The following is a 24,067-nucleotide window of genomic DNA, read 5'->3' as shown; positions in this document are numbered from 1 at the left end:
TCTGTAGGGAGTTGAAATCATGGCCCCGAGCGCCATGAACCGTTGGACAAAGTCTCTCTCCGACGCACAGCCGGTCCCGTTCTGGCTCGATGACCCCGGCAAGCCCCGTCCCGAGCCCGCGCTCACCGGCGCCGAGACCTGCGACCTGCTGGTCGTCGGCGGCGGCTACAGCGGCCTGTGGACCGCGCTGAACGCCAAGGAGCGCGACCCCGGACGGGACGTCGTCCTGCTGGAAGGCCGCGAGGTGGGCTGGGCCGCCTCCGGCCGCAACGGCGGCTTCTGCGCCGCCTCCCTCACCCACGGCCTGGCCAACGGCCTCGCCCGCTGGCCCGACGAGATACACAAGCTGGAGGAACTGGGCGCCCGCAACCTCGACGAGATCGAGGCGGCGGTCGCCCGCCACGGCCTGGACTGCGACTTCGAACGCACCGGCGAGATCGACGTCGCCACCGAGACGTACCAGGCCTGGGAGCTGCGCGACTGGTACGACGAGATCGCCCGCAAGGGTCTCGCCGACGGCATCGAGTTCCTGGACGCCGACGCCGTGCGCGACCAGGTCGCCTCGCCCACCTTCGAGGCGGGCCTGCACGACCGCCGGGGCGTGGCCATGCTGCACCCCGCCAAGCTCGCCTGGGGCCTCAAGCGGGCCTGCCTGAACCTCGGCGTCCGGGTCTACGAGCACACGCCCGCGCTGAACCTGAAGGCGTACGGCGCCGGCATGGCAGTCCGCACCCCCTACGGCCAGGTCCGTACCCGGCAGGTGGCGCTCGGCACCAACATCTTCCCCAGCCTGGTCAAGCGCGTCCGCGCGTACACCGTCCCCGTCTACGACTACGCCCTGATGACCGAGCCGCTCACCGCCGACCAGCTGGCGTCGATCGGCTGGAAGAACCGGCAGGGGCTCGGGGACTCGGCCAACCAGTTCCACTACTTCCGGCTCAGCGCCGACAACCGGATCCTCTGGGGCGGCTACGACGCGGTCTACCAGTACGGCGGCCGGGTGCGCGCCGAGTACGACGACCGGCCGGAGACGTACGCCAAGCTGGCCGGCCACTTCTTCGCCTGCTTCCCGCAGCTGGAGGGCGTTCGCTTCACCCACGCCTGGGGCGGCGCCATCGACACCTGCTCCCGCTTCTCCGCGTTCTACGGCACCGCCCACCAGGGCAGAGTCGCCTACGCGGCCGGCTACACCGGGCTCGGCGTGGGGGCCACCAGGTTCGGCGCGGACGTCATGCTGGACCTCCTCGCGGGGGAGCGCACGGAGCGCACCGAGCTGGAGATGGTGCGCAAGAAGCCGCTGCCCTTCCCGCCGGAGCCGTTCGCCTGGACCGGTATCGCTCTCACCAAGTGGTCGCTGGCCCGCGCCGACTCCCACGCGGGCCGCCGCAACCTGTGGCTGAAGGCCATGGACCGGCTCGGGCTGGGCTTCGACAGCTGAGGGCGCGGGCACCGGAACCCGTGGTCGACAGGGCGTGCGGGCGCACTCGTGATCGACAGGCGTGCGCCCTGCCCGACCGCCTTACGCCATTCACCACCAAGAAATCGCCAGAACCCGCGTAATGCCCGGCCGGAACCTCTGTCTGTGCTCCTGACGCGAAACCGCGTCCGCAGGAGCTCTAGAGAGAGGAAGGTCCCTGTCATGACTGGGGCCAAGACGGCGGTCGAGTGGCTGGCATCCGTGTCACCGGACCCCGAGGCCTGCCGCTGGGAGTGGGAGCGCAACCCCCTGGGGGTCGCCCTGCTTCCGGCCGGCAGGGCCTGGGACGTGCTGATCCTGCCGGGTGAACTCGGCTATCCCACGCTCGATGTCCTGACCCGCATCATCGATCGACCGGGGCCCGTGCTCGCCGACTTCGGCGACGACCGCATGGGGTTCTTCGTACCACCGGGCACGGCCTCCCGGTGGCTGGGCACGGGGGTGCGCAGCGCGGGCGGCGGCACCTGGATCGTGGTGCCGTACCCGGGCCGGCAGACCGGCGGCGTCCGCTGGCTGGTCCCACCGGACGGCAGCGGCACCCTCACCGACCCGGCTCTCCTCGAACTGGCCATGCACGAGGCGGCGGCGAGCCTGGCGAGGGACGAGGACCGGTAGCCGGGGCCGACCGCCCCGTGTCGTGACGAGCGGCCGTCCGCCGGCCGCACCCGCTCTCGTCGGCCGCCCGTGCGGCCGACGCGAAAGCGGACACCGAACAGATGTCGAACGGGCGTCGAACTGACCCACGAGTGTCGAGTCGATCTGACCCACAAGTGGCGAACGGAGCGCGCACGTCACCCGGGACGGCGGCGCCGCACCCCGAACCACAGCGAGGAGAGCAGCAGCGTGCACACACACCAGCTCGCCACCACGTCGAGCGGCCAGTGGTAGCCCTGCCGGACCAGCCCGAAGCCGACCCCGATGTTCACGACGACCGCGACGGCGACGGCCGCGAGGCGCGCGAGGGTGCCACGCAGCCAGGGCCACAGCAGCAGGACGGCGGAGCCGTACGCGACCGAGGCGGTCGCGGTGTGGCCGGAGGGGTAGAAACCCGTCCCAGGGCCCATGATCGGCGGGCCGGACCGGGCGATGAGCTCCTTCAGCGGGACGACCCACAGGGGTACGGCGGCCATCAGGAGGGCCGCGGCGGCGGACGGCCGCCACCAGCGGTCCCGACCGGTGGCACGCGCCCGCCACGCGACGAACAGGACCACCAGGGCGAGGGCCGGGACGGCGACCGTGACGTTGCCGAGGTCGGCGAGGAACTGCGTGGGGGCTCCCCGGTGGACGAGCGAGTCGCTGAGGCGTTCGTCCAGGCGGGCCAGTGGGCCGCGCGCGAGGACCTGCCAGGTGATCAGCGCGAAGAGAAGGGCCGGGGCGCCGCCGAGAAGGAGGAGGCGGGCGGCGCTGCGGCCCGAGGGGGTGGTCGGCCGTCCTCGAACAGGGGGGGTGGTTCGAGGACGGCCGTCCGGATCGGTGTGCCGCACGCCCCGGGGGGTTTGGGGCGGGCGGCCATCCGATCGGTGAGGAGATCCGGAGCCGGAAGCTCCGAGTGTGTGCGCGAGGGCACGACCAGGGCGAAGCTGGGGAGGCCCCGACCCGGTGTCACCCACAGTCCCCTGTGGGTGGGGTGTATCTCTCATCTGCATCTGAACCTACGGCAGCGAGAGCGGCGAGGACAGGTGGAATCGCGACCCGACATGCACCTTGCACACCTTCTTCACGCCCTCTGACGCTTGTCCACAGGGGCCGGAATCCGGGCTCGGATTCCGGTTCCGGGAAGCGTGGGACGTCGGGGACGGATGGGGGATTCCGTATGCGAGCGCCGTGCGGAGAACGGGCTCCCGCGCAGGTGTCCGGCCCTCTCGGACGTGTGTCAGATGCGGGTGAACGCCTGCTCGATGATGTCGAGGCCCTCGTTCAGGAGGTCGTCGCCGATGACGAGCGGCGGCAGGAAGCGCAGCACGTTGCCGTACGTGCCACAGGTCAGGACCAGCAGTCCCTCCTGGTGGCACGCCTTGGCGAGCGCGGCGGTCGCCTCGGGGTTCGGCTCCTTCGTCGTACGGTCCTTGACCAGCTCGATGGCGATCATGGCGCCGCGGCCGCGGATGTCACCGATGACGTCGAACTTCTCGGCCATGGCGGTCAGGCGCGCCTTCATGGTCGCCTCGATGTTCTTCGCTCGGGTGTTGAGGTCGAGCTCCTTCATCGTCTCGATCGAGCCGAGGGCGCCCGCGCAGGCGACGGGGTTGCCGCCGTAGGTGCCGCCCAGGCCGCCCGCGTGCGCCGCGTCCATGATCTCCGCGCGGCCGGTGACGGCGGCGAGCGGGAGACCGCCGGCGATGCCCTTGGCGGTGGTGATCAGGTCCGGCACGATGCCCTCGTCCTCGCACGCGAACCACTGCCCGGTGCGGCAGAAGCCGGACTGGATCTCGTCGGCCACGAAGACGATGCCGTGGTCGGAGGCGAACTTGCTGATCGCGGGCAGGAAGCCCTTGGCCGGCTCGATGAAGCCGCCCTCGCCCAGCACCGGCTCGATGATGATCGCGGCCACGTTCTCCGCGCCGACCTGCTTGGCGATCTGGTCGATCGCCTGCGCGGCGGCCTCCGGGCCCGCGTTCTCCGGACCGGTGGGCCAGCGGTAGCCGTAGGCGACGGGCACGCGGTACACCTCGGGCGCGAACGGGCCGAAGCCGTGCTTGTACGGCATGTTCTTCGCGGTCAGCGCCATCGTGAGGTTGGTGCGGCCGTGGTAGCCGTGGTCGAACACGACCACGGCCTGGCGCCTGGTGTACGACCGGGCGATCTTCACGGCGTTCTCGACGGCCTCGGCGCCGCTGTTGAACAGCGCGGACTTCTTGGCGTGGTCGCCCGGGGTCAGCTCGGCGAGGGCCTCGGCGACCGCGACGTAGCCCTCGTACGGCGTGACCATGAAACAGGTGTGCGTGAAGTCCTGGAGCTGGGCGGTCGCCCGGCGGACCACGGCCTCCGCGCTGGCGCCGACGCTCGTGACGGCGATGCCCGAGCCGAAGTCGATCAGCCGGTTGCCGTCGACGTCCTCGATGATGCCGCCGCCCGCGCGCGCGGTGAACACGGGCAGCACCGACCCCACGCCCGCCGCGACGGCGGCGACACGGCGAGCCTGCAGTTCCTGGGACTTCGGTCCGGGGATGGCGGTGACGACGCGGCGCTCCTGGGGAAGTGCGCTCATGTGGGGCTCCTGGGATGGTACGGACGTCTTGGCTTCTTTTCTCGCAGGCTAGGGCGACGGCCGGTGGGTGGGCATGCTCCATGTGGGCGTTGTCGGGTGTTCGTCTTGTCCGGGTTGGACATGGAGGAACGGGGGCACGGGTGTGCGCCCTGCCGCGTAATACGGTGAGCACGCGGGTCCGCCCGGCCGCGTAAACGGTGAACTCCCCATGCGGGAGCGTTAGATTGGCTCGCTGATGGTGGACGGAACGGCTGGTCAGGGGGCAAGCGCGATGAACAGCGACGGGACGCGGGACGCGCGGGGCACACATGCGAATCCTGTGCCGCGTCCGGCGGGGTCGCCGGAGATGCCGGCCGCACCTCCCGTGCCGCCGATGCCCGCGGGGGCGCCGGGCGCACCGGGAATGCCGGGCGTGCCGCCCCGGCCGGACGGGAACGCCTTCCTGTCCTGGCTGCGGACGCCCCGGCCCGACGCGGCCCCCGGAGTGTGGCGGTTCGGCCACCGGCCGCGGCCGGAGGAGGAGCCGGAGACCGTCCCCGCCCGGCAATTGCTGGGCGGCGCCCTGATCGCCTTCCTCGTCGGCTGGCTGATCTGGTCCCTGCTCTGGAACGGCTACCTCGGCGGCTGGTGGCTGGTGCCGCTCTACGCCATGATCCCGGACTCCTGGGCGCCGGCCCACTCCTACTCCGCCGTGGTGCTCAGCTACGTCTGGTACGCGGTCGTCGCTCTGGCGATCATGATCGGCGTGGGACGGCTCGGCCGCTGGGGCGAGGTCTGGCGCCGTTACGGTGCCTCGCGTCTGCGGCAGCCGCGGGAACGGCAGGTCGTACCGCCGCCCCAGGACGACCCCGCCCAGTGGAACCAGCTGCGGGAGGCCGGGGCCGGGGAGGCCGCCGAGCGGCTCGTGGCCGAGGCCGGGGCCGGGCTGATGCGGGACGTGGACCATGCGCGGATCATGCGGGCGTGGCAGGGCGTGCGCAGCGGCCGGCACAGTCTGGCGACGTTCACCGGCGCCGTGCTGAAGGACGGGGCGGCCGCGTGCCTGCACCCCTCCGGGGAGCGGGACCTGCCCACCCGGCTCGCCAGGCACGACCTGGTCACCGGGCAGGTCCGCCTCGGCGGCACCGTCGACGACCCGCGCAACCCGTACGCCTACCGGGGCACGGGCCTCGCCCTCGGCCCCGAACTGCTCGGCACGTCCCTGCTGGCCGTCGGGCCCGCCGGGTCGGGGAAGACCGGCAGTGTCGTCTGGCCCGTCGCCGAGTCGCTGTGTCTGCACGCGCTCGCCGGGCGGGCCGCCGTGGTGGTCGTGGGCGCGGCGGGGGCGGGGCTCGGCCCGGCGGACGCGTACGACGTCGTCGTGCGGATCGGGAACCCGGAGTCCGTGTACGACCTCGACCTCTACGGCGGGACCACCGATCCCGACGAGGCGGCGGCCGTCCTCGCGGAGGCGCTCGTCGGTGATCTCGCCGACCCGCACCCCGGCGGCGACAGCCGGCGCTCGACCACTGTCCTCGCCCAGTTGCTCGGCCCCTTCCGGGCGGTGCACGGGCGGTTCCCGTCGGTGCCGCAGCTGCGGCAGCTGCTGGACGGCGCCCCCGGCCCGCTGGGCGAGCTGCGCGCGGCCCTCCAGGACGCCGGGCAGGAGTCGCTGCTGCGGGAGCTGGACGCGCGGGAACGCCAGCTCGGACACCCCGGGGACGTCGGGAGTGTCCTGGCGGACCGGGTCGCCCTGCTCGACCGGCCCGCCTTCGCCGCGTTCTTCGACACCTCCGGCCAGTCCCGGCCCTTCTCGCTGCGGGCCCTCGACCACCCCGTACGGGTCCGGATCGACCTCCCCGAACGCGGTCACGCCGACGCCTCGCGCATCCTGGCGCGGCTGGTGCTCGCGCAGTTCACCGCGAGCGTCGCCGTCCGGGAGGACCGGTCGCTGTTCGCCTGCCTCGTGCTGGACGACGCCACGGGCGTGGTCACGCCTGAGGCCGTACGCGGCATCCAGCGGCTGCGGTCCACCAACGCGGGGGCCGTCCTCACCCTGCGCACCCTCGACGACGTGCCCCGGCCGCTGCGCGGCCCGCTCCTCGGCGCCACCGGCTGCCGGATGGCGCTGTCCGGCCTCACCCCCTGGGACGGGCAGGACTTCGCCGAAGTGTGGGGCAAGGAGTGGACCGAGGCCAGGGATGTCACCGACCGGCAGATCATCGCCGACTCCCCGGCGGGCAAGGCCTGGCACGCGCTGCGCCGGGTCATGACCGGCCACGCGCCCACGGCCCGGGCCGTCACCGTCCGGCAGGTGGAGCGGGAACGCTGGTCCGCGTCCGAACTGGCGCACGGGGTGCCGCCCGGGCACGCGGTGCTCTCCCTGACGAACGTGCGGGGCGAGCACGCGCCGCCGTTGCTGGTGGACCTGCGGGGCTGAGGGGCGCGCGCCGAGGGGAGCTGTCGGGAGACGTACGTGGGGTCGTCGGCGGACCGTTCGTGGGGTCGGCGGGTGCGTTCGATTCGAGCCATTCGGTGTGCGGTGCGTGGGACTTGTGATCGTACGGTGAGGCAGAATCGGGACAGGCCGTTCATACGCGGCGGCCAAAAAGCCTTGTCTGTTTCCCGCCCGGTCCTCTTCCCGCCTCCGACGTCGACCTGAAGGTCCCATGCCCCCGACGCTCGCCTCGCTCGTCCACCACTCCGCGCTCAAGCTGACCGTGCGGGCGGGCGAGGACCGCCTCGACGTGCCGGTGCGCTGGGCGCACGCCAGTGAGCTCGCCGACCCCGTGCCGTACATGGAGGGCGGGGAGCTGCTGCTGATCACCGCGCTGAAGCTGGACGCGGAGGATCCGGAGGCGATGCGGCGCTATGTACGGAGGCTGGTGGGGGCCGGGGTGGTCGGGCTCGGGTTCGCCGTCGGGGTGCACTACGAGGACATCCCCCAGGCGCTCGTCGACGCGGCCGAGGGGGAGGGGCTGCCCCTGCTGGAAGTCCCCCGGCGCACGCCCTTCCTCGCCATCAGCAAGGCGGTGTCCGCCGCGATCGCCGCCGAGCAGTACCGGGCGGTGACGGCGGGGTTCGCCGCGCAGCGCGAACTCACCCGGCAGGCCCTGGCCGCCGGACCCGAGGGACTGCTGGGCGCGCTCGCCGGGCAGGTCGACGGGTGGGCGGCCCTGTACGACGCCTCCGGCGCGGTCGTCGCGGTGGCGCCCGAGTGGGCGGAGCGGCGGGCCGGGCGGCTCGTCGCCGACGTCGAACGGCTGCGGGACCGGCCCGCTCCGGCCAGCGCGGTCGTCGGCGGCGAGGACCGCGTCGAACTGCACTCCCTCGGCACCGGCCGCCGGGCCCGCGCCGCCCTCGCCGTCGGCACGGCGGCGGCTCTCGGTACGGCCGAGCGGTACGCCGTGCACTCCGCGATCGCGCTCCTCACCCTCACCACGGAACGGTCGGGCTCGTTGCACGCCGCCGAGCAGCGGATCGGCGCGGCGGTGCTGCGCATGCTGCTGGCGGGGGAGTGCGACCACGCGCGCGCCGTCGCCGGGGATCTGTACGGGGGCCTCCTTGACGCCCCGTTCCGGCTGATCCTCGCGGAGGCGGCGTCGGCTTCGGCCGCGCGGGCGCGGATGGAGGGGACGGTCGGTGCGGTGGGGACGGCGGGCGCCGTGGAGGAGGCGGTCGGGGCCGGGTCGGTGAGTTCGGCCGGGGGCGCGCGTGCCTCCGAAAGGGCGCGCGGGGTCGGGGAGGGGGCTCGGTCCGGGCTTGGGGGCGCGCAGGGGGCTGCTGGGTCCGGGGGCGCGGCGGCGGGCGCGGCCGGGGGCGTGACCGCCGAAGTCGTACGGGCCCCGGCGGGCGCGACAGCCGGTGGCGACTCGGGTGGGGAACTGCTCGGGCAGCTCGTCGAGGTGGTGGAGGCGGCAGCGGCGCGCGCCGGGGAGGCGGTGCTGGTGGTGCCCGACGGGGAGCGGCTCGTCGTGCTCGCCGTCGACGGGGGCGCGGCGGTGGCCGCGTGCGGGGAGTTCGCGGTGGCATTGGAGACGGCTCGGGCGGCGGGGCGGGACCCTGTGTCCGCCGGCGCGTCCGGCTCCGCGGCAGTCGGTGGGGGCGTCGAGGAGGAGGAACTCGTCGTCGGGCTGTCCGCGCCGGCCGGGCCGATCGCCGCGGCGGCCGCGTACAAACAGGCCGAGCAGGCGTTGTCCGTGGCCCGGCGCCGGGGGCGTTGTCTGGTCGAGCACGAGGAGCTGGCGGCGGGGTCCGTGCTGCCGCTGCTCGGGGACGACGCCGTGCGGGCCTTCGCCGACAGCCTGCTCCGCCCGCTGCGTGAGCACGACGCGACGGGGCGGGGGGATCTGGTGGCCTCGCTGCGGGCGTGGTTGTCGCGCCACGGCCAGTGGGACGCGGCTGCCGCGGACCTGGGAGTGCACCGGCACACGCTGCGGTACCGGATGCGCCGGGTGGAGGAGATCCTCGGCCGGTCCCTGGACGATCCGGACGTGCGGATGGAGCTGTGGCTGGCCCTGAAGGCCACGGAGGCGGCCGGGGAGTAGGGCGCATTTCCGTGCCCGTAGCCCGTGCCCTTTCCCGTGCCCGTGCGGCTGCGGGCCTGGCGGGGCCTCCTCAGACGATGGCGAGCCGGTCCACCAGCAGCTCCACCCTGCGTTCGGTGTCCTCCGGGGGGAGCCGTCGGGCGCGGGTGAGGCCGGCGAGTCCGTGCAGGGCCGCCCAGAACACCTCGGTGAACAGTCCCGGGTGGACGCCGTCCCCGGCGACCTCGTCGAGGTTCTCCAGCAGGGCGGCGAAGGCGTCCTTCAGCGGTTCGGGGGTGTCCTCGTGGGCGAACGCCAGGCCGCCGTCGAGCCGGAACATGGCGTCGTAGACCGCCGGGTGGCGTTCGGCGAAGTCGAGGTAGGCGCGGGCCAGAGCGGTGATCCGGGAGCGGGCGCCCTCCGAGGCCGAGGCCGAGGCCGCGGCTCGTAGCGCCGCCGCCATCTCGGTGGCCCCCTCCAGGGCCACGGCCCCGATGATCTCGCGCTTGCCGCGGAAATGACTGTAGAGGACGGGCTGGCTGTACTCGATGCGCTCCGCGAGCCGACGGGTGGTGACCGCGTCCCAGCCCTGGTCCTCGGCGAGTTCGCGGGCCGTGGCCACGATGAGGCGCTCGCGGACCGCCCGTTCGCGCTCCTTGCGTTCCTGTGCCGACATGTCTCGATCCTAGCATCGCTAGACAATCGAGCGATGGAAGGTCTAGCGTTGCTTCATCGGCTAGCGACGCTAGATTCCTGGAGGGTCATCATGCTCGACGCACTTGAGGTGTTCACCACGGTGGTCATCGGCCTGATGGTGGGGGTGGAGTTCTCCGTCGCCTTCGTCGTCAACCCGATCCTCAACGGACTGCCCGAGGAGAGCGCCGTGCTCGGCCGCGCCCGCGGGGGCCGGATGCTCGGCACCGTGATGCCGGTCTGGTACATCGCGTCGCTCGTGCTCGTCGCGGTCTGGGCGGTGGCCGGATGGCAGCACCGCGGTACCGGCCTCGTGGTCACCGCCGGGGTTCTGCTGGTCGTCAGCGTGATCATGTCGCTTCTGCTGCTCGCCCCGATCAACAACCGGGGCAAGACGTGGACGCCCGAGAACCGACCCGAGGACTGGAAGGAGCAGGCGAACCGCTGGGACCGCTTCCACTACGCCCGCGTCGCCGTCATCATCGCCGCCTTCACCCTGCTGGTCGCGGCCCTCGCCTGAGCCCGCCTGCGCACGTGGCTCACGCCCGCAGGCACGCCGCCTGTGGGTCGTAACAGACGAGCCCGTGCTCGTGGGCCAGTGAAGCGGCGTGATCAAGGACCTCTTGGGTCGCGCGACAGGACATGACCAGGTAGACGATCGGCCCCGAGGCTTCGTCGACGACCGGGGGCGACGCCCAGACGGTGTCGCCGTCGATGTCGTCCGGGTATCGCTGGAGGAGTGCCTCGACGTAGGCCGCGATGGCCGGGGTCGGGGGCGCGGTGACCTCGTCCGACTCCAGGTAGCGTGCATAGAGCTCGTCGTAGACCGAGCCCGCTTGATCGTCGTCGAGTGGGCGTGCACCGTCCCACACCGCGAGGTCGTAGGTCACGGGGGGAATCCTCGCAGGCGGCGCTCCGGTCGGGTCCGACGGGCCTGATTCCAGCGGTGTCGGTGCCCCACTCGTCCAATCCGGCGCAACCCCCGGCCGTACTCATACGTGCCGGACAAACGACCCCTCGGCGACCCGGCCCTACCGTGGAGCGGAAGCCGAAGTGTCACTTATCGAAGGGCCGGGAACGACTATGACCGCCACTCACGCCTTCTGGCTCGCCGGCCGTCGGGCCACCGGTGAGACCACGTTCGATGTGACGTCGCCCTGGGACGGGCGCTCGGTCGGCAGCGTGAGTGTGCCGACGGACGAGCAGGTCGAGGAGGCCGTGGCCGCCGCGTACGCCGTGCGGGACGAGTTCGCGGCGACGCCCGCGCACGTGCGGGCCGCGGTCCTGGACCGGGTCAGCCGGAGTCTGGCCGAGCGGACCGAGGAGATCGCGCAGCTGATCTCCGCCGAGAACGGCAAGCCGATCAAGTGGGCGCGGGGCGAGGTCGGCCGGGCCGTGTCCGTGTTCCGGTTCGCGGCCGAGGAGGCCCGGCGGTTCAACAGCGGCGAGGCGCAGCGGCTCGACACCGACCTCGGCGGTCAGGGGCGGCTGGCCCTCACGCGCCGCTTCCCCAAGGGCGCCGTCCTCGGTATCGCACCCTTCAACTTCCCGCTCAACCTCTGCGCCCACAAGATCGCCCCGGCGATCGCGGCCGGTGTGCCGATCGTCCTGAAGCCCGCCCCGGCCACCCCGCTCTCCGGTCTGATCATCGGAGAGCTGCTCGCCGAGGCCGAGGCCCACGCGGCGACCGCGGCAGGCGCGGGAGCCGGGACCGTGCTTCCCGCCGGCTCCTGGAGCATCCTCCCCGTCGCCAACGACCGCATGCCCGCCCTCGTCCAGGACGAGCGGCTGCCCGTGATCTCCTTCACCGGCTCCGAGAAGGTCGGCTACGCGATCATGGACTCGGTGCCGCGCAAGCACTGCACCCTGGAGCTGGGCGGCAACGGCGCGGCGGTCGTGCTGGCCGACTACGCGAGCGACGAGGACCTCGACTGGGCCGCGACCCGTATCGCGACCTTCTCGAACTACCAGGGCGGCCAGTCCTGCATCTCGGTGCAGCGGGTGATCGCGGACGCGTCCGTGTACGAGCGGCTGCTGCCGCGCATCGTCGCCGCCGTCGAGGCCCAGGTGACCGGCGACCCGTCCGACGGCGCCACCGACGTCGGACCGCTGGTCGACGAGAACGCCGCCAAGCGGGTCGAGGCATGGGTCCAGGAGGCGGTCGGCGCCGGGGCCACCCTCCTCACCGGCGGCAAGCGCGACGGCGCCACGTACGCGCCGACGGTCCTGGCCGACGTGCCCGCCGACGTGACCGTCTCCTGCGAGGAGGTCTTCGGACCCGTCCTCACCGTGCGGAAGGTGGACGGGGAGGCCGAGGCCTTCGCCGCCGTCAACGACTCCAAGTACGGCCTCCAGGCGGGCGTCTTCACCCACGACCTGCAGACCGCCTTCCGTGCCCACCGCGCGCTGGAGGTCGGCGGCGTGATCATCGGCGACGTGCCGTCCTACCGCGCCGACCAGATGCCGTACGGCGGCGTGAAGCAGTCCGGGACCGGGCGCGAGGGTGTGAAGTTCGCGATGGACGACTACACCTACGAGCGGGTCATGGTCCTGACGGGACTCCAGCTCTGACGCCCCACTGAGATCACCCCGCTCCACCCCTAGCTTCTGACAATCGTTTTCAGGTAGCCTGGGGGCAGATCCCGGGATGAAGGGGCCCGGCACCGATGCCTTCCGGTGCCGGGCCCCTTCTGTGCGTCGGCCTGCCTCCGGACCCTCAACCGGAGAAGCCGACGTGCGCCAGCCGCAGGGGGCCGCGCAGCTCCAGGCGGACGTCGTGCACGCCGGCGGCCCTCAGGTCGGCGCGCAGCGTGGTGTACGTGTACAGGTCGCAGGTGGGACGCTCCGGTGTCAGCGTGGCGAGGACCGGGCCGCCGATCAGGGAGAACTCGACGGTGCCCGCCCCGGACACCTCCACCTCGACGCCGGTGATCCCGGCGCCGAAGTCGCAGTCGCGGAAGAGCAGTTCACCGGCACCGCCGCCCGTCGGTGTCACCGCGTCCCCCGACTCCTTGGTGCGGTCGACGATCTCCGTGCCGCGCTGCTCGTCGAAGTCCGCCGCGGCCAGGCCGTGCGTCACGACCGCCCGCGGGGCCACGGGTTCGCCCTCGACGGTGACGGTCGTACGGAGACGGATGTCCTCGCTCGACGCGCCGGCGAGGAGTTCGTACGCGCCGGGCTCCAGGTGCCAGGTGCCGTGGGCCACGTCCCAGAACTGCAGTACGGAGAGCGGGAGTCGGAAGGCCAGCTCGGACGAGGCGCCAGGCGTGAGCGTGACCCGGCGGTGCCCGACCAGCTCGCGGCGGGGGCGCGGGACCGACGGGTGCTCGGCGCGGACGTACAGCTGGGCGACCTCGTCGGCGGTCACCGCGCCCGTGTTGGTGACGGTGAAGGAGACCGTCAGGACGTCGTCACCCACCTGAGCGACCAGGTCTCCGTACGCGAACTCCGTGTACGACAGGCCGTGGCCGAACGGGAAGAGCGGGGTGCCCTCGAAGTAGAGGTAGGTCTGACGGGCGCCGATCACGTCGTAGTCGAGGAGGCCGGGGAGGTCGGCGTCGGCGGCGTACCAGGTCTGCGGGAGGCGCCCGGCCGGGGAGACGTCGCCGGCGAGGACCCGAGCCAGGGCGGTGCCCGCTGCCTGGCCGCCGTGCGCGGTCCACAGGACGGCGGGCAGGTCGGCGGGATCGACCGCGTAGGGATAGGCCGAGACCAGGACCAACGCGGTGTCGGGGTTGGCGGCGCGGGCTGCGCGCAGCAGGCGCTCCTGGTGGGCGGGGAGCGCGAGGCCGGTGCGGTCCTCGGTCTCGCGGCCGTTGATGTGGGGGTCGTTGCCCGCGACGACGAGCACCATGTCGGCCTCGGCGGCCACCCTGGCCACGGCCTCCTCGCCGGACTGCACCACCACGAGTTCGAAGGTTTCCGGATTCTTGTCGGCAACCTTCACGCCGTCGGGGCCGACAGTGACGTACCGGCCTGTCCCGGCGTGCTTGAGGAGGTGCCCGTTCCCGTGGGATCCGGAGGGCTCCAGGTGGAACGTCTCCTGCACGATCCAGCCGCCCGGCTGGTCCGCCGAGGCGCGCAGGTACCCGTCGTCGGCGACCGAGAGGTAACGGCCGTCGGGGGCGCGGAAGGTGAGGACGCCGTCGCCCCAGTCGACGAGGGCCAGTTCGGTGCCGTCCGGGTCCGTGGTGAGCGGGGGCAGGTCGGTGCGGCCGGCCAGCAGCGCCGGGTCGAGGGCGCCCTCCGCGCCGCGCGCCTCGTCGGCGGCCTCGGCGGCCTCGGGCACGGACACGAACGCGCCGGTGGACAGCGCCCTCAGACGGACGCGGTCCACGCCCTCCGCGAACGTCACCCGCTCGGCGCCGAAGCGGTCGTACAGGCCTTCGAGCGGGGTGGAGCGGTGGAGAAGGGTGCCGCTGTACCAGTCGAGTTTGCACTCGTCGGCGAGCAGCCCGACGACGGCGATCCGGGTGTCGGCCGCGAGCGGCAGCAGCTCTCCCTCGTTCTTCAGCAGCACGACCGCCTGCTCGGCGGCCTCCTGGGCGAGGGCGCGGTGGGCCGGGGTGTCGAAGTCCGTGACGGCGGCGTACGGGTCGGCTTCGATGTCGAACTCGCCGAGGCGGAAGCGCACCGAGAGCTGGCGGCGGACCGCCCGGTCGATGTCCTCCTCCGTCAGCAGGCCCTTGTCCAGGGCGCCCCGGATGCGGCCGATCATCGTCGAACTCTCCGTGCCGTGGTCGGTGAAGCTGTCGACTCCGGCACGCAGCGAGGCGGCGGTCGCCTCCTCGTGGGTGGCGTAGTAGTGCTCGGAGTCGACGAGGTTCGACGGCGCGCCCGCGTCCGAGCAGACCAGCAGGTGTTCGTCGGTCCAGCGCCGCAGGTGCTCGGCCAGGTGGGGCGAGACGTGGTTGGGGCGGCCGTTGACCAGGTTGTACGCGGGCATCACCCCGGCCACGGCGCCCGCCTCGACGGTCTCGCGGAAGGCGCGCAGGTCGTACTCGTGCAGGACGCGCGGGCGGACCGAGGAGGAGGTGGTGGAGCGGTCGGTCTCGTTGTTGTGCGCCAGCCAGTGCTTGAGCACGGGGGCCGTACGCCAGTACGTGGGGTGGTCGCCGCGCAGACCGCGGGTGTACGCGGTGGCGATCGCCGAGGTCAGCCTGGGGTCCTCGGAGTAGCCCTCCTCGTTGCGGCCCCACAGCGGGTGACGCAGCAGGTTGACCGTGGGGGACCAGACGTTGAGGCCGACGCGGTCGTCGCGGGCGCGCATCGCGCGCACCTCGGTGGAGACGGCCTCGCCGACGCGGCGGACGAGATCCTCGTTCCAGGTCGCGCCAAGGCCCACGGCCTGCGGGAACACCGTCGCGGGGCCCATCCAGGCCACCCCGTGCAGAGCCTCCTGGCCGGTGCGGAAGGCGGCGACCCCCAGACGGTCGACGGCGGGGGCGAACTGGTGCAGGAAGGCGACCCGCTCGTCCAGGGTGAGCCGCTGGAGCAGATCGTCGATGCGCTTCGCGAGCGGCAGCTGCGGATCGCGGAAAGGCGGCGTGGGTGTCGTGTGTGCGGTCACGTTGGGGATCCCTTTGCGATGAACCGGCGGGGCGCTTTCGAAGCGCTTCGATGCTCATTCGACTGTGGGGCGGGTGTCAAGAGATCGAGGCGCAACAGATCCGTTTCCGCACCGACATACGGCCCGGGACAACGAAGGTCGGAGTGGGGTGTTCCGGTCGGCCGCACCGCCGAGGAATCTGGGAATCGACCCTTGTGCACCCCCGGTCGTTCACTTAACCTCGCAGCAACATCGAAGCGCTTCGACTGTGGAGGGCAACGCTTCGCGTGCTCACCTCCCTCCGTCGCTCGAGGGTTCACCGCTTCAGCACAGCCAGTTCCTCACAGACACCGCAGCCGACGGCCACCGCCGGGTGTCCTGGTGTGCGCCATGAAGGGTTGACGCAATGACGCCGAACTCCGCCACCCCCGCCCCGAGCCGGAGAAGTTTCCTCGCTTCCACGGCGGTCGCCACCGCAGCGGTCGCCGGGGGGCTGCCGCTGCTGTCCGCCTGCGGCGGCTCGGACAGCGGCTCGCGCGAGGGCACCACGTCGGGCAAGGACGCCAAGAAGATCCTCCCGGCGTACGTGGCGAGCGACGTGGTGAAGCCGGACATCCCGGCGAAGAACGGCTCGTCGATGGGCTTCACCGCCAAGCTCGACAGCGCCGACCTCAGGACGTCGGTCACCAAGAAGCTCGGCAAGGGCGGCAAGGTCACCATCATGTCGCCGTTCTGGGGCTCGCCGCCCAAGCAGGACAACGCCTACTACACGTCGATGAACGACCTGATCGGCGTCGACGTCCAGTGGCGCAACCAGGACGGCGGCACCTACGACCAGAAGCTCGGCGCGGTCCTCGCCTCCAGCGACGTCCCGGACGTGGTCGTCATCCCCGGCTGGAACATGATGGGCAAGATACCCAGCGCCATCATCAGCAAGTTCGCCGACCTGGGCCCGTACCTGTCCGGGGACAAGGTCAAGGAGTATCCCAACCTCGCGGCGATCCCCAGCGATGCCTGGCAGCGCTCCATCTTCGGCGGCAAGCTGATGGGCCTGCCGATGCCCGCCGGGTACGTCGGGAACATCGTGCCGCTCTACCGCCAGGACATCTTCGACAAGGAGGGCTACGAAATCCCGCGGTCCGCCGACGAGTTCATGGCCCTGTGCAAGGACATCACCAACCCCAGGGCCAAGCGGTGGGCCTGCGGTGACATGAAGTGGACCGCGTTCAGCAACTTCGGCGTGCTCGGGGGCGGTGAGAAGCCGCTCTGGTGGAACCTGGTCGACGGCAAGCTGATCAACCGTATCGAGACCCCGGAGTACCTTGAAGCCATCGAGTGGACGCGGAAGTTGTTCGCCGCCGGAGTCGTCCACCCCAACTTCAAGCTGGGCAAGAGTCAGATCGCCGACCCGACACCCAAGTTCGCCGCCGGCGAGTTCCTGATCTGGAACACCGACATGTCCGGCTGGTACGGGCACCAGGCCTCCTTCTCGACCCAGAACCCCGACGTCAGGGTCTGGGGCATGGACATCTGGGGCCACGACGGCGGTGACCCGACGCTGTACGCCACGATGCCGGCCAACATCTTCGCCTTCGTCAACAAGAAGGTCTCCGAGTCCGTCATCCGCGACGTGCTGGCGGTCGCCAACGTCACCGCGGCGCCGTACGGCACCAAGGAGTGGATGATGACCAACTACGGCGTCGAGGGCACCCACTACACGCTCAAGGACGGCGTCCCCGTCAAGAACGACAAGGGCAACAACGAGGTCATCAACGCCTACGTCATGGTGGCGAGCCCTGCCCCGACCATCGCGCACCCCGACCTCCCGGACTACACCAAGGCCCAGGTCGAATGGCAGCAGCGGATGGGCGCCTTCACCAAGAAGTCGTCCTTCTGGGGCCTGCAGATCACCGAGCCCTCCCGCTACACCAACCTCGCCAACGACTTCGAGCAGCTCGAGGACGACATCATCCGCGGGCACAAGAAGATCAGCGACATGCAGCAGGCCGTGTCCGACTGGAAGAGCAAGGGCGGCGACAAGCTGCGCGACTGGTACAAGAAGCTCCTCGACGAGAACGGTTCGGCGGCGAGCTGACCGGGCTCTGAGGCAAGGAGAGCGGCTGTGTCCCACAGCACGGTGCCTCGCAGCGAGACCGAGGCCAGCACGCCGGTGAAGACCCGGGTGACGTCCGGCGGCACCACCGGCTCCCCCGAGAAACGCCCCCCGGAGAAGCTGAGCCTGCGGCTCAGGTTCCGACGCGACCGGGTTCTGCTCCTGATGACGCTGCCGGCCGTCGTGCTGGTCCTGGTCTTCAACTACCTGCCGGTGCTCGGCAATGTGGTCGCCTTCCAGGACTACGACCCCTACATCAGCGACAACGGCATCGTGTCCATGCTGAACAGCCCCTTCGTGGGTTTGGAGAACTTCCAAAGGATCTTCGAGGACTCGGCCTTCTGGAACGCCGTCGAGAACACGCTGGTGCTGTTCCTCGTCCAGCTCGTGCTGTTCTTCCCGATCCCGATCCTGCTCGCGCTGCTCATCAACAGCGTGATCCGGCCCCGGGTGCGGGCTGTCGCCCAGGCCGTGCTCTACCTGCCGCACTTCTTCTCCTGGGTGCTCGTCATCGCCGTCTTCCAGCAGATGTTCGGCGGCGCCGGGATGCTGTCCCAGTTGCTGCGGCAGAACGGCTACGACGGCCTCGACATCATGACCAACCCGGACACCTTCCCGTTCCTGATCACCGCGCAGAGCGTGTGGAAGGACGCCGGGTGGGGGATCATCGTCTTCCTCGCCGCGCTGGCCTCGGTGCCCTCGGACCACTACGAGGCCGCCGCGATGGACGGTGCCGGACGATGGCGCCGGATGTGGCACGTCACGCTTCCCGCCCTGCGTCCGGTGATCGCCCTTCTGCTCGTCCTGCGCGTCGGCGACGCCCTGACCGTCGGGTTCGAACAGATCCTGCTGCAACGCGACGGCGTCGGACCGGGCGCGGGGGAGGTCCTCGACACCTTCGTGTGGTGGAACGGCGTACGCAACCAGGACTTCGGCTACGCGGCCGCCGCCGGCCTCGTCAAGGGCGTGGTCAGCATCGGCCTGGTGCTCGCCGCCAACAAGGTGGCCCATCTCATGGGCGAGCAGGGGGTGTACAAGAAATGACGTCCGTGATGGCGCGCCCGCGCCAGGACACCGAGCCGGACCGGCGGGAGAGGACACCCCGCTGGTGGCAGGCCCCGCCCCGACCGGCCTGGGAGGAGGAGCCCTCGAAGGCCGGCCTGGCGGGCAAGGGGATCGCCCTGTCGTTCGCCTGTCTGGCGGTCCTCTTCCCACTGTGGATCGTGGTCGTCACCAGTCTGTCGTCCCGCAAGACCATCGACGAGGCGGGCGGCCTGGTGATCGTGCCCAAGGGCATCACCTTCATCGCCTACGAGGAGCTGCTCAGCGGCGGTCAGGTCACCCGCGCCGCGATCATCAGCATTCTCATCACCCTGGTCGGCACCCTGTTCTCCATGGCGGTGTCCGTCCTGTGCGCCTACGGCCTGTCGCGCAGCGGATCCTTCGGGCACCGCTGGATCCTGATGATGCTGCTGGCGACGATGTTCTTCAGCGCGGGGCTCATCCCCACCTACCTGCTGGTGCAGTCCCTCGGACTGATGGACACCTATCTCGCGCTGATCCTGCCGAGCGCGGTGAGCATCTTCAACATCCTCGTGCTGCGCGGCTTCTTCATGGGGGTATCGCAGGAACTCATCGACAGCGCGCGCATCGACGGCGCCGGTGACGTCCGGATCCTCTGGCAGATCGTCATGCCGCTGTCCCGGGCGGTCCTCGCCGTGATCACGCTGTTCTACGCCGTCGGGTACTGGAGCGCCTGGTTCAACGCGTCGATCTACCTGAACGAACAGGACATGATGCCGTTGCAGAACGTCATGATCCAGCTCGTTCAGAAGCAGGAAGCGCCGGTCGGACTGAGCCAGGCGATCAGGACCGGTCAGCTGTCCGGGCTGGCCATCCAGATGGCGGTCATGGTGATGGCCCTGCTGCCGGTCGCGGTGCTCTCGCCCTTCGTCCAGAAGCACTTCAAGAAGGGCATGCTGACCGGCGCGATCAAGGGCTGACAGGGGCGCCTGACAGCTCGGGGGTTCGGGTGCGTGGGCGGCTGCGGGTGCGTGGGGCTTCTCGCGCAGTTCCCCGCGCCCCTGGGCGCATGGGGCTCGCCCGGAGTCTTTGGGGGCGCGGGGAACTGCGCGACCAGCCACGAACCACCGCAGCCGCCCACGCACCCCGAACCCCCGAGCTCGCGGCACTCCACCCACCCGAATCTTCAAGCTCGTGGCGCTCCGCCCACCCCCACCCCCCCCGTACAAGACGAGGTATGTCATGCGCACCCCCCACCCAACCCGCCGAACCGTACTCGCCGGGACCGCGGCCGCCGCGGCCCTCACCACCCTCCCCGCACTGACAGCCCAGGCCCACGCCACCGAGGCTCGAAGCGGCTCGACCGCCGGAGGCTACCGGTGGCGCAACGCCGTGATCGGCGGCACCGGCTTCGTCAGCGGCGTCCTCTTCCACCCCGCGAGACGCGGTCTCGCCTACGCCCGCACCGACATCGGCGGCGCCTACCGCTGGGACGACCACAAGGCCCGCTGGACCCCGTTGACCGACCACCTCGGCTGGGACGACTGGAACCTCCTCGGCGTGGAGGCCATCGCCCTCGACCCCGCCCACCCGGACCGCGTCTACCTCGCCCTCGGCACCTACACCCAGCCCTGGGCCGGCAACGGCGCGATCCTGCGCTCCGACGACCGCGGCGCCACCTGGACCCGCAGCGACCTGACCGTGAAGCTCGGCGCCAACGAGGACGGCCGGGGCACGGGGGAGCGCCTGCTCGTCGACCCCCGCGACAGCGACACCCTGTGGCTGGGCACCCGGCACGACGGTCTGCTCAGGTCGACGGACCGGGGCGCCACCTGGGCGTCCGCGACCGGCTTCCCGGCGACCCCGAGCGCCTCCGGCCAGGGCGTCACCCTGCTCGTGGCCGCCGGCCGCACCGTGTACGCCGGCTGGGGGGACGCCGACGACACCTCCGCGACGGCGAACCTCTACCGCACCGGCGACGGCACCACCTGGGAAACCGTCCCCGGCAGCCCGACCGGCGCCGCCGCCAAGGTCCCGATCCGAGCCGCCTACGACCGGCACACCCGCGAGCTGTACGTGACGTACGCGAACGCCCCCGGCCCCAACGGCCAGTCGGACGGCAGTGTGCACAAGCTCCGCACCACCACCGGCACATGGTCCGAAGTGACCCCCGTGAAGCCGGGCGGCACCACGACCGACGGCGGCACCGACGCCTTCGGCTACGGCGGAGTCGCCGTCGACGCCCGCCGCCCGGGCACGGTGGTCGTGTCCACCAACAACCGCTGGGCGGAGATCGACACCCTGTTCCGGTCCACGAACGGCGGCCGCACCTGGACGTCTCTCAAGGACTCCGCCGTCCTCGACGTGTCCGAGACCCCCTATCTCAAGTGGGGCGCCGACAAGCCGAAGTTCGGCTGGTGGATCCAGGCGCTCGCCCTCGACCCGTACGACTCGAAGCACATGGTCTACGGCACCGGTGCGACCCTCTACGGCACCCGGGACCTGAAGAACTGGGCCCCGCAGATCAGGGGCCTGGAGGAGACGTCCGTACGCCAGCTGATCTCGCCCCCGACCGGGCAGGCGCACCTGATCAGCGGCAGCGGGGACATCGGCACGATGTACCACGAGCGGCTCACCGCCTCCCCGTCGCGCGGCATGGCGTCGAACCCCGTGTTCGGATCGGCGACCGGACTCGCGCAGGCCGCGGCGAAGCCGTCGTACGTGGTCCGCACCGGCTGGGGCGACCACGGCAACGGCGCCCGCTCGAACGACGGCGGCCGGACCTGGGAGCCCTTCGGGGCCCAGCCCGACATCGCGAAGGACGCGCCGGGACCGATCGCCGTGAACGCCGACGGCAGCGTGCTGGTGTGGTCCTTCGTGCACTGGGACGGCACGAAGTACGCGGCCCACCGCTCCACCGACAACGGCGCGACCTGGGCCGAGGTCCCCACCTTCCCCAAGGGCGCCACGCCGGTTGCCGACCCGGTCGACCCCGCGCGCTTCTACGCCTACGACACCGACACGGGGACGCTGTACGCGAGCACGGACAGCGGTGCCTCCTTCTCGGCCCGGGCCACCGGACTGCCCGCGGGGGACAGCCAGTTCAAGCTGGTCGCGGCCCCCAGACGCACCAGTGACCTGTGGCTGAGTGCGAAGACGAGCGGGCTGTACCGGTCCACCGACGCGGGGGCGGCCTTCTCGAAGGTCGACAGTTGCCGGGCCTCGTACACCCTCGGCTTCGGCAAGGCGGCCCCGGGCGCCGGCTACCCGGCGATCTACCAGGTCGGCTCGACGGAGACCCGCACCGTCGTCCACCGCTCCGACGACGCCGCGAAGACCTGGACCCGGATCAACGACGACGCCCACCAGTGGGGCTGGACCGGTGAGGTCATCGTCGGCGACCCGCGCGTCTACGGCCGTGTGTACCTGGCCACCAACGGGCGCGGCATCCAGTACGGGGAGCCGACCTGATGCCGGGACCGACGGGACCGTCCCTGGCCGACGCCACCCGTGGCCGCATCCTCTTCGGCGGCGACTACAACCCCGAGCAGTGGCCCGAGGAGGTGTGGCATGAAGACGTACGCCTGATGCGGGAGGCGGGCGTCAACTCCGTCACCCTCGGTGTCTTCTCCTGGGCGAAGCTCGAACCCAGGCCCGGGGCACGAGAGTTCGGCTGGCTGGACCGGCTGATGGACCTGATGCGCGCGAGCGGGATCGGCGTCGTCCTCGCCACCCCCACCTCCTCCCCGCCGCCGTGGATGGGGCGCCTGTACCCCGAGACCCTCCCGCGCGACGAGGACGGCCGCATCGAGTGGTGGGGCTCCCGCCAGCACTTCTCCCACTCCAGCGAAATCTACCGGCGTCACGCCGCAGCCATCACCGAGGATCTCGCCGCCCGCTACGCCGACCACCCGGCCCTCACGATGTGGCACATCAACAACGAGTACTGCACCTACGACTGGGGCGACGAGGCGGCCCGCACCTTCCGGGCGTGGCTGCGGCGGAAGTACGGCACGCTCGAAGCGCTGGGCGAGGCCTGGGGCACCGCCTTCTGGAGCCAGGGCTACGACGGCTGGCACGAGATCCTCCCGCCGCGCCGGGCCCACTACCTGCGCAACCCCGCCCATGTGCTCGACTTCAAACGCTTCACGAGCGACATGCTCCTGGAGTGCTACGTCATGGAGCGCGACATCGTCCGCCGGCACACCCCCCACCTGCCGGTCACCACCAATTTCATGCCGATGTGGGTGGGGCAGGACGCCTGGCGGTGGGCCGAGGAGGAGGACGTCGTCTCGGTCGACCTCTACCCGGATCCGCGTGACCCGCTCGGCGCGCAGAACGGCGCCCTGGTCCAGGACATGACCCGCTCCCAGGCGGGTGGCGGCCCCTGGATGCTGATGGAGCAGGCGGCCGGACCCGTCAACTGGCGCGGTGTCAACCACCCCAAACCCCGCGGGCTCAACCGCCTGTGGTCCTTCCAGGCCGTGGCCCGGGGCGCGGACGCCGTCTGCTACTTCCAGTGGCGGCAGTCCCGGCAGGGCGCGGAGAAGTTCCACTCGGGCATGGTCTCTCACGCGGGCGAGCAGGGCCGCACCTACCAGGAGGTGAAGCAGCTCGGACAGGAACTCGCGGCCATCGGCAGCGAGGTGACGGGCCGGCGCATTCAGGCGGACATCGCTGTGCTGTTCGACTGGAACTCCTGGTGGGCCGGTGCCCATGACGGCCGCCTGTCGTCCGAGGTCGATCTCCCGCAGGTCGTGGGCGCCTGGCACCGCGCGCTCTGGGAGGCCAACCTCACCACGGCCTTCGCCCACCCCGAGCACGATCTCTCCGCCCACCGGCTCGTCGTCGTACCGCAGCTCTACCTGCTCACGGACGCCGCCGTGGACAACCTCCGCGCGTACGTCCGGGGCGGAGGCACCCTCGTCAGCGGCTTTCTGACCGGTGTCGCCGACGAGGACGACCGGGTGCGCCCCGGCGGCATGGACGCCCGGCTCCGCGACCTCTTCGGCATCCGCACCCTGCACGAGTGGTGGCCGCTGGACCCGGGGGAGGAGGTCGAGTGCGACGGCGCCCGGGGCGTCTTCCGGGGAACACTGTGGTCCGAGGAGATCGAGCCGGAGGACGCGGAGCAGGTCGTCCCCTACAAGGGCGGCGAACTCGACGGCCTCCCGGCGGTGCTGCGGAAGGGGCGGGTCTGGTACGTCTCCACGCTGCCCGAACCGGCCGAACTGCGGGCCCTGCTGGGGCGGATCGCCGCCGACGCCGGGGTACGGCCCGTGCTGGACGGACTGCCCGGCGGGGTCGAGGCGGTGCTCCGCGGCGACCTGCTGTTCGTGCTCAACCACGGCCGCGACGAGGTCACCGTCGACGTGCCCGGTACCCATCGCGACCTGCTGACGGGGGCGACCGTCACCGGGTCGCTCTCGCTCGGCCGGCACGGCGTGGCGGTACTGAAGCCGTGACCGTGATCATGCCCATGGCTTCCCCGGCGCCGCGG

General features: G+C 71.6%; 16 protein-coding genes. 11 read left to right on the top strand and 5 right to left on the bottom strand.

The genetic code is table 11. The annotated features are described in order from the left end of the window. Positions 1-19: 19 nt before the first annotated feature. Complete coding sequence (locus P8T65_RS12605) at positions 20-1,438, top strand: FAD-dependent oxidoreductase (RefSeq protein ID WP_316725481.1); 1,419 nt, start codon at positions 20-22, stop codon at positions 1,436-1,438. Between the two features lie 201 nt (positions 1,439-1,639). Continuing rightward, on the top strand, positions 1,640-2,092 hold the full coding sequence (locus tag P8T65_RS12600) for a hypothetical protein (RefSeq protein WP_316725480.1): 453 nt from the start codon (positions 1,640-1,642) through the stop codon (positions 2,090-2,092). 176 nt (positions 2,093-2,268) lie between these two features. On the opposite strand, the gene P8T65_RS12595 is transcribed toward P8T65_RS12600, so the two are convergent. Both P8T65_RS12595 and gabT read right to left on the bottom strand, forming a co-directional pair. Continuing rightward, the gene (locus P8T65_RS12595; protein ID WP_316725479.1) at positions 2,269-2,961 is read right to left on the bottom strand and encodes a phosphatase PAP2 family protein; all 693 of its coding nucleotides are present in this window, start codon (positions 2,959-2,961) and stop codon (positions 2,269-2,271) included. Between the two features lie 389 nt (positions 2,962-3,350). After that, positions 3,351-4,685: a 4-aminobutyrate--2-oxoglutarate transaminase gene (gene gabT, locus P8T65_RS12590; RefSeq protein ID WP_316725477.1), complete on the bottom strand. Its 1,335-nt coding sequence runs from the start codon at positions 4,683-4,685 to the stop codon at positions 3,351-3,353. Between the two features lie 271 nt (positions 4,686-4,956). Here gabT and P8T65_RS12585 point away from each other — a divergent pair, with 271 nt between their 5' ends. Next, positions 4,957-7,104 carry an ATP-binding protein gene (locus P8T65_RS12585; RefSeq protein WP_316725476.1) on the top strand — a complete coding sequence of 716 codons (2,148 nt, stop codon included), beginning with the start codon at positions 4,957-4,959 and terminating at the stop codon, positions 7,102-7,104. Between the two features lie 229 nt (positions 7,105-7,333). After that, positions 7,334-9,211, top strand: a complete 1,878-nt coding sequence (locus P8T65_RS12580; RefSeq protein ID WP_316725475.1) for a PucR family transcriptional regulator — start codon at positions 7,334-7,336, stop codon at positions 9,209-9,211. A gap of 70 nt (positions 9,212-9,281) precedes the next feature. Here P8T65_RS12580 and P8T65_RS12575 read toward each other — a convergent pair whose 3' ends face one another. After that, complete coding sequence (locus tag P8T65_RS12575) at positions 9,282-9,866, bottom strand: TetR/AcrR family transcriptional regulator (protein WP_316725474.1); 585 nt, start codon at positions 9,864-9,866, stop codon at positions 9,282-9,284. Positions 9,867-9,956: 90 nt separating this feature from the next. On the opposite strand from P8T65_RS12575, the gene P8T65_RS12570 reads away from it, so the two are divergent. Next, complete coding sequence (locus P8T65_RS12570; protein WP_316725473.1) at positions 9,957-10,403, top strand: DUF1772 domain-containing protein; 447 nt, start codon at positions 9,957-9,959, stop codon at positions 10,401-10,403. A gap of 19 nt (positions 10,404-10,422) precedes the next feature. Here P8T65_RS12570 and P8T65_RS12565 read toward each other — a convergent pair whose 3' ends face one another. Further along, positions 10,423-10,773 (bottom strand): hypothetical protein, encoded by a 351-nt coding sequence (locus tag P8T65_RS12565; protein ID WP_316725471.1) that lies wholly within the window; start codon positions 10,771-10,773, stop codon positions 10,423-10,425. A gap of 193 nt (positions 10,774-10,966) precedes the next feature. Between P8T65_RS12565 and P8T65_RS12560 the strand changes: the two genes are divergently transcribed. Next, positions 10,967-12,454: an aldehyde dehydrogenase family protein gene (locus P8T65_RS12560; RefSeq protein WP_316725469.1), complete on the top strand. Its 1,488-nt coding sequence runs from the start codon at positions 10,967-10,969 to the stop codon at positions 12,452-12,454. A gap of 145 nt (positions 12,455-12,599) precedes the next feature. Here P8T65_RS12560 and P8T65_RS12555 read toward each other — a convergent pair whose 3' ends face one another. Further along, positions 12,600-15,452, bottom strand: a complete 2,853-nt coding sequence (locus P8T65_RS12555; protein ID WP_316725468.1) for a glycoside hydrolase family 3 C-terminal domain-containing protein — start codon at positions 15,450-15,452, stop codon at positions 12,600-12,602. Between the two features lie 385 nt (positions 15,453-15,837). On the opposite strand from P8T65_RS12555, the gene P8T65_RS12550 reads away from it, so the two are divergent. From P8T65_RS12550 to P8T65_RS12530, 5 genes are all read left to right on the top strand, one after another. Next, positions 15,838-17,526, top strand: a complete 1,689-nt coding sequence (locus P8T65_RS12550; RefSeq protein ID WP_316725467.1) for an extracellular solute-binding protein — start codon at positions 15,838-15,840, stop codon at positions 17,524-17,526. A gap of 27 nt (positions 17,527-17,553) precedes the next feature. Then, on the top strand, positions 17,554-18,588 hold the full coding sequence (locus tag P8T65_RS12545) for an ABC transporter permease subunit (RefSeq protein ID WP_316725466.1): 1,035 nt from the start codon (positions 17,554-17,556) through the stop codon (positions 18,586-18,588). After that, a complete protein-coding gene (locus P8T65_RS12540) occupies positions 18,585-19,547 on the top strand; it encodes a carbohydrate ABC transporter permease (protein ID WP_316725464.1) in 963 nt (320 codons plus the stop codon). Before P8T65_RS12545 ends, P8T65_RS12540 begins: the two co-directional genes overlap by 4 nt. Positions 19,548-19,809: 262 nt before the next feature. After that, the gene (locus P8T65_RS12535; RefSeq protein ID WP_316725463.1) at positions 19,810-22,038 is read left to right on the top strand and encodes a 1,4-beta-glucanase; all 2,229 of its coding nucleotides are present in this window, start codon (positions 19,810-19,812) and stop codon (positions 22,036-22,038) included. Further along, complete coding sequence (locus tag P8T65_RS12530) at positions 22,038-24,032, top strand: beta-galactosidase (protein WP_316725462.1); 1,995 nt, start codon at positions 22,038-22,040, stop codon at positions 24,030-24,032. Before P8T65_RS12535 ends, P8T65_RS12530 begins: the two co-directional genes overlap by 1 nt. Positions 24,033-24,067 lie beyond the last annotated feature (35 nt).

The organism is Streptomyces sp. 11x1, assembly GCF_032598905.1.
Classification (GTDB): Bacteria; Actinomycetota; Actinomycetes; order Streptomycetales; family Streptomycetaceae; genus Streptomyces.
This window is presented reverse-complemented; position numbering and strand designations above follow the sequence as displayed.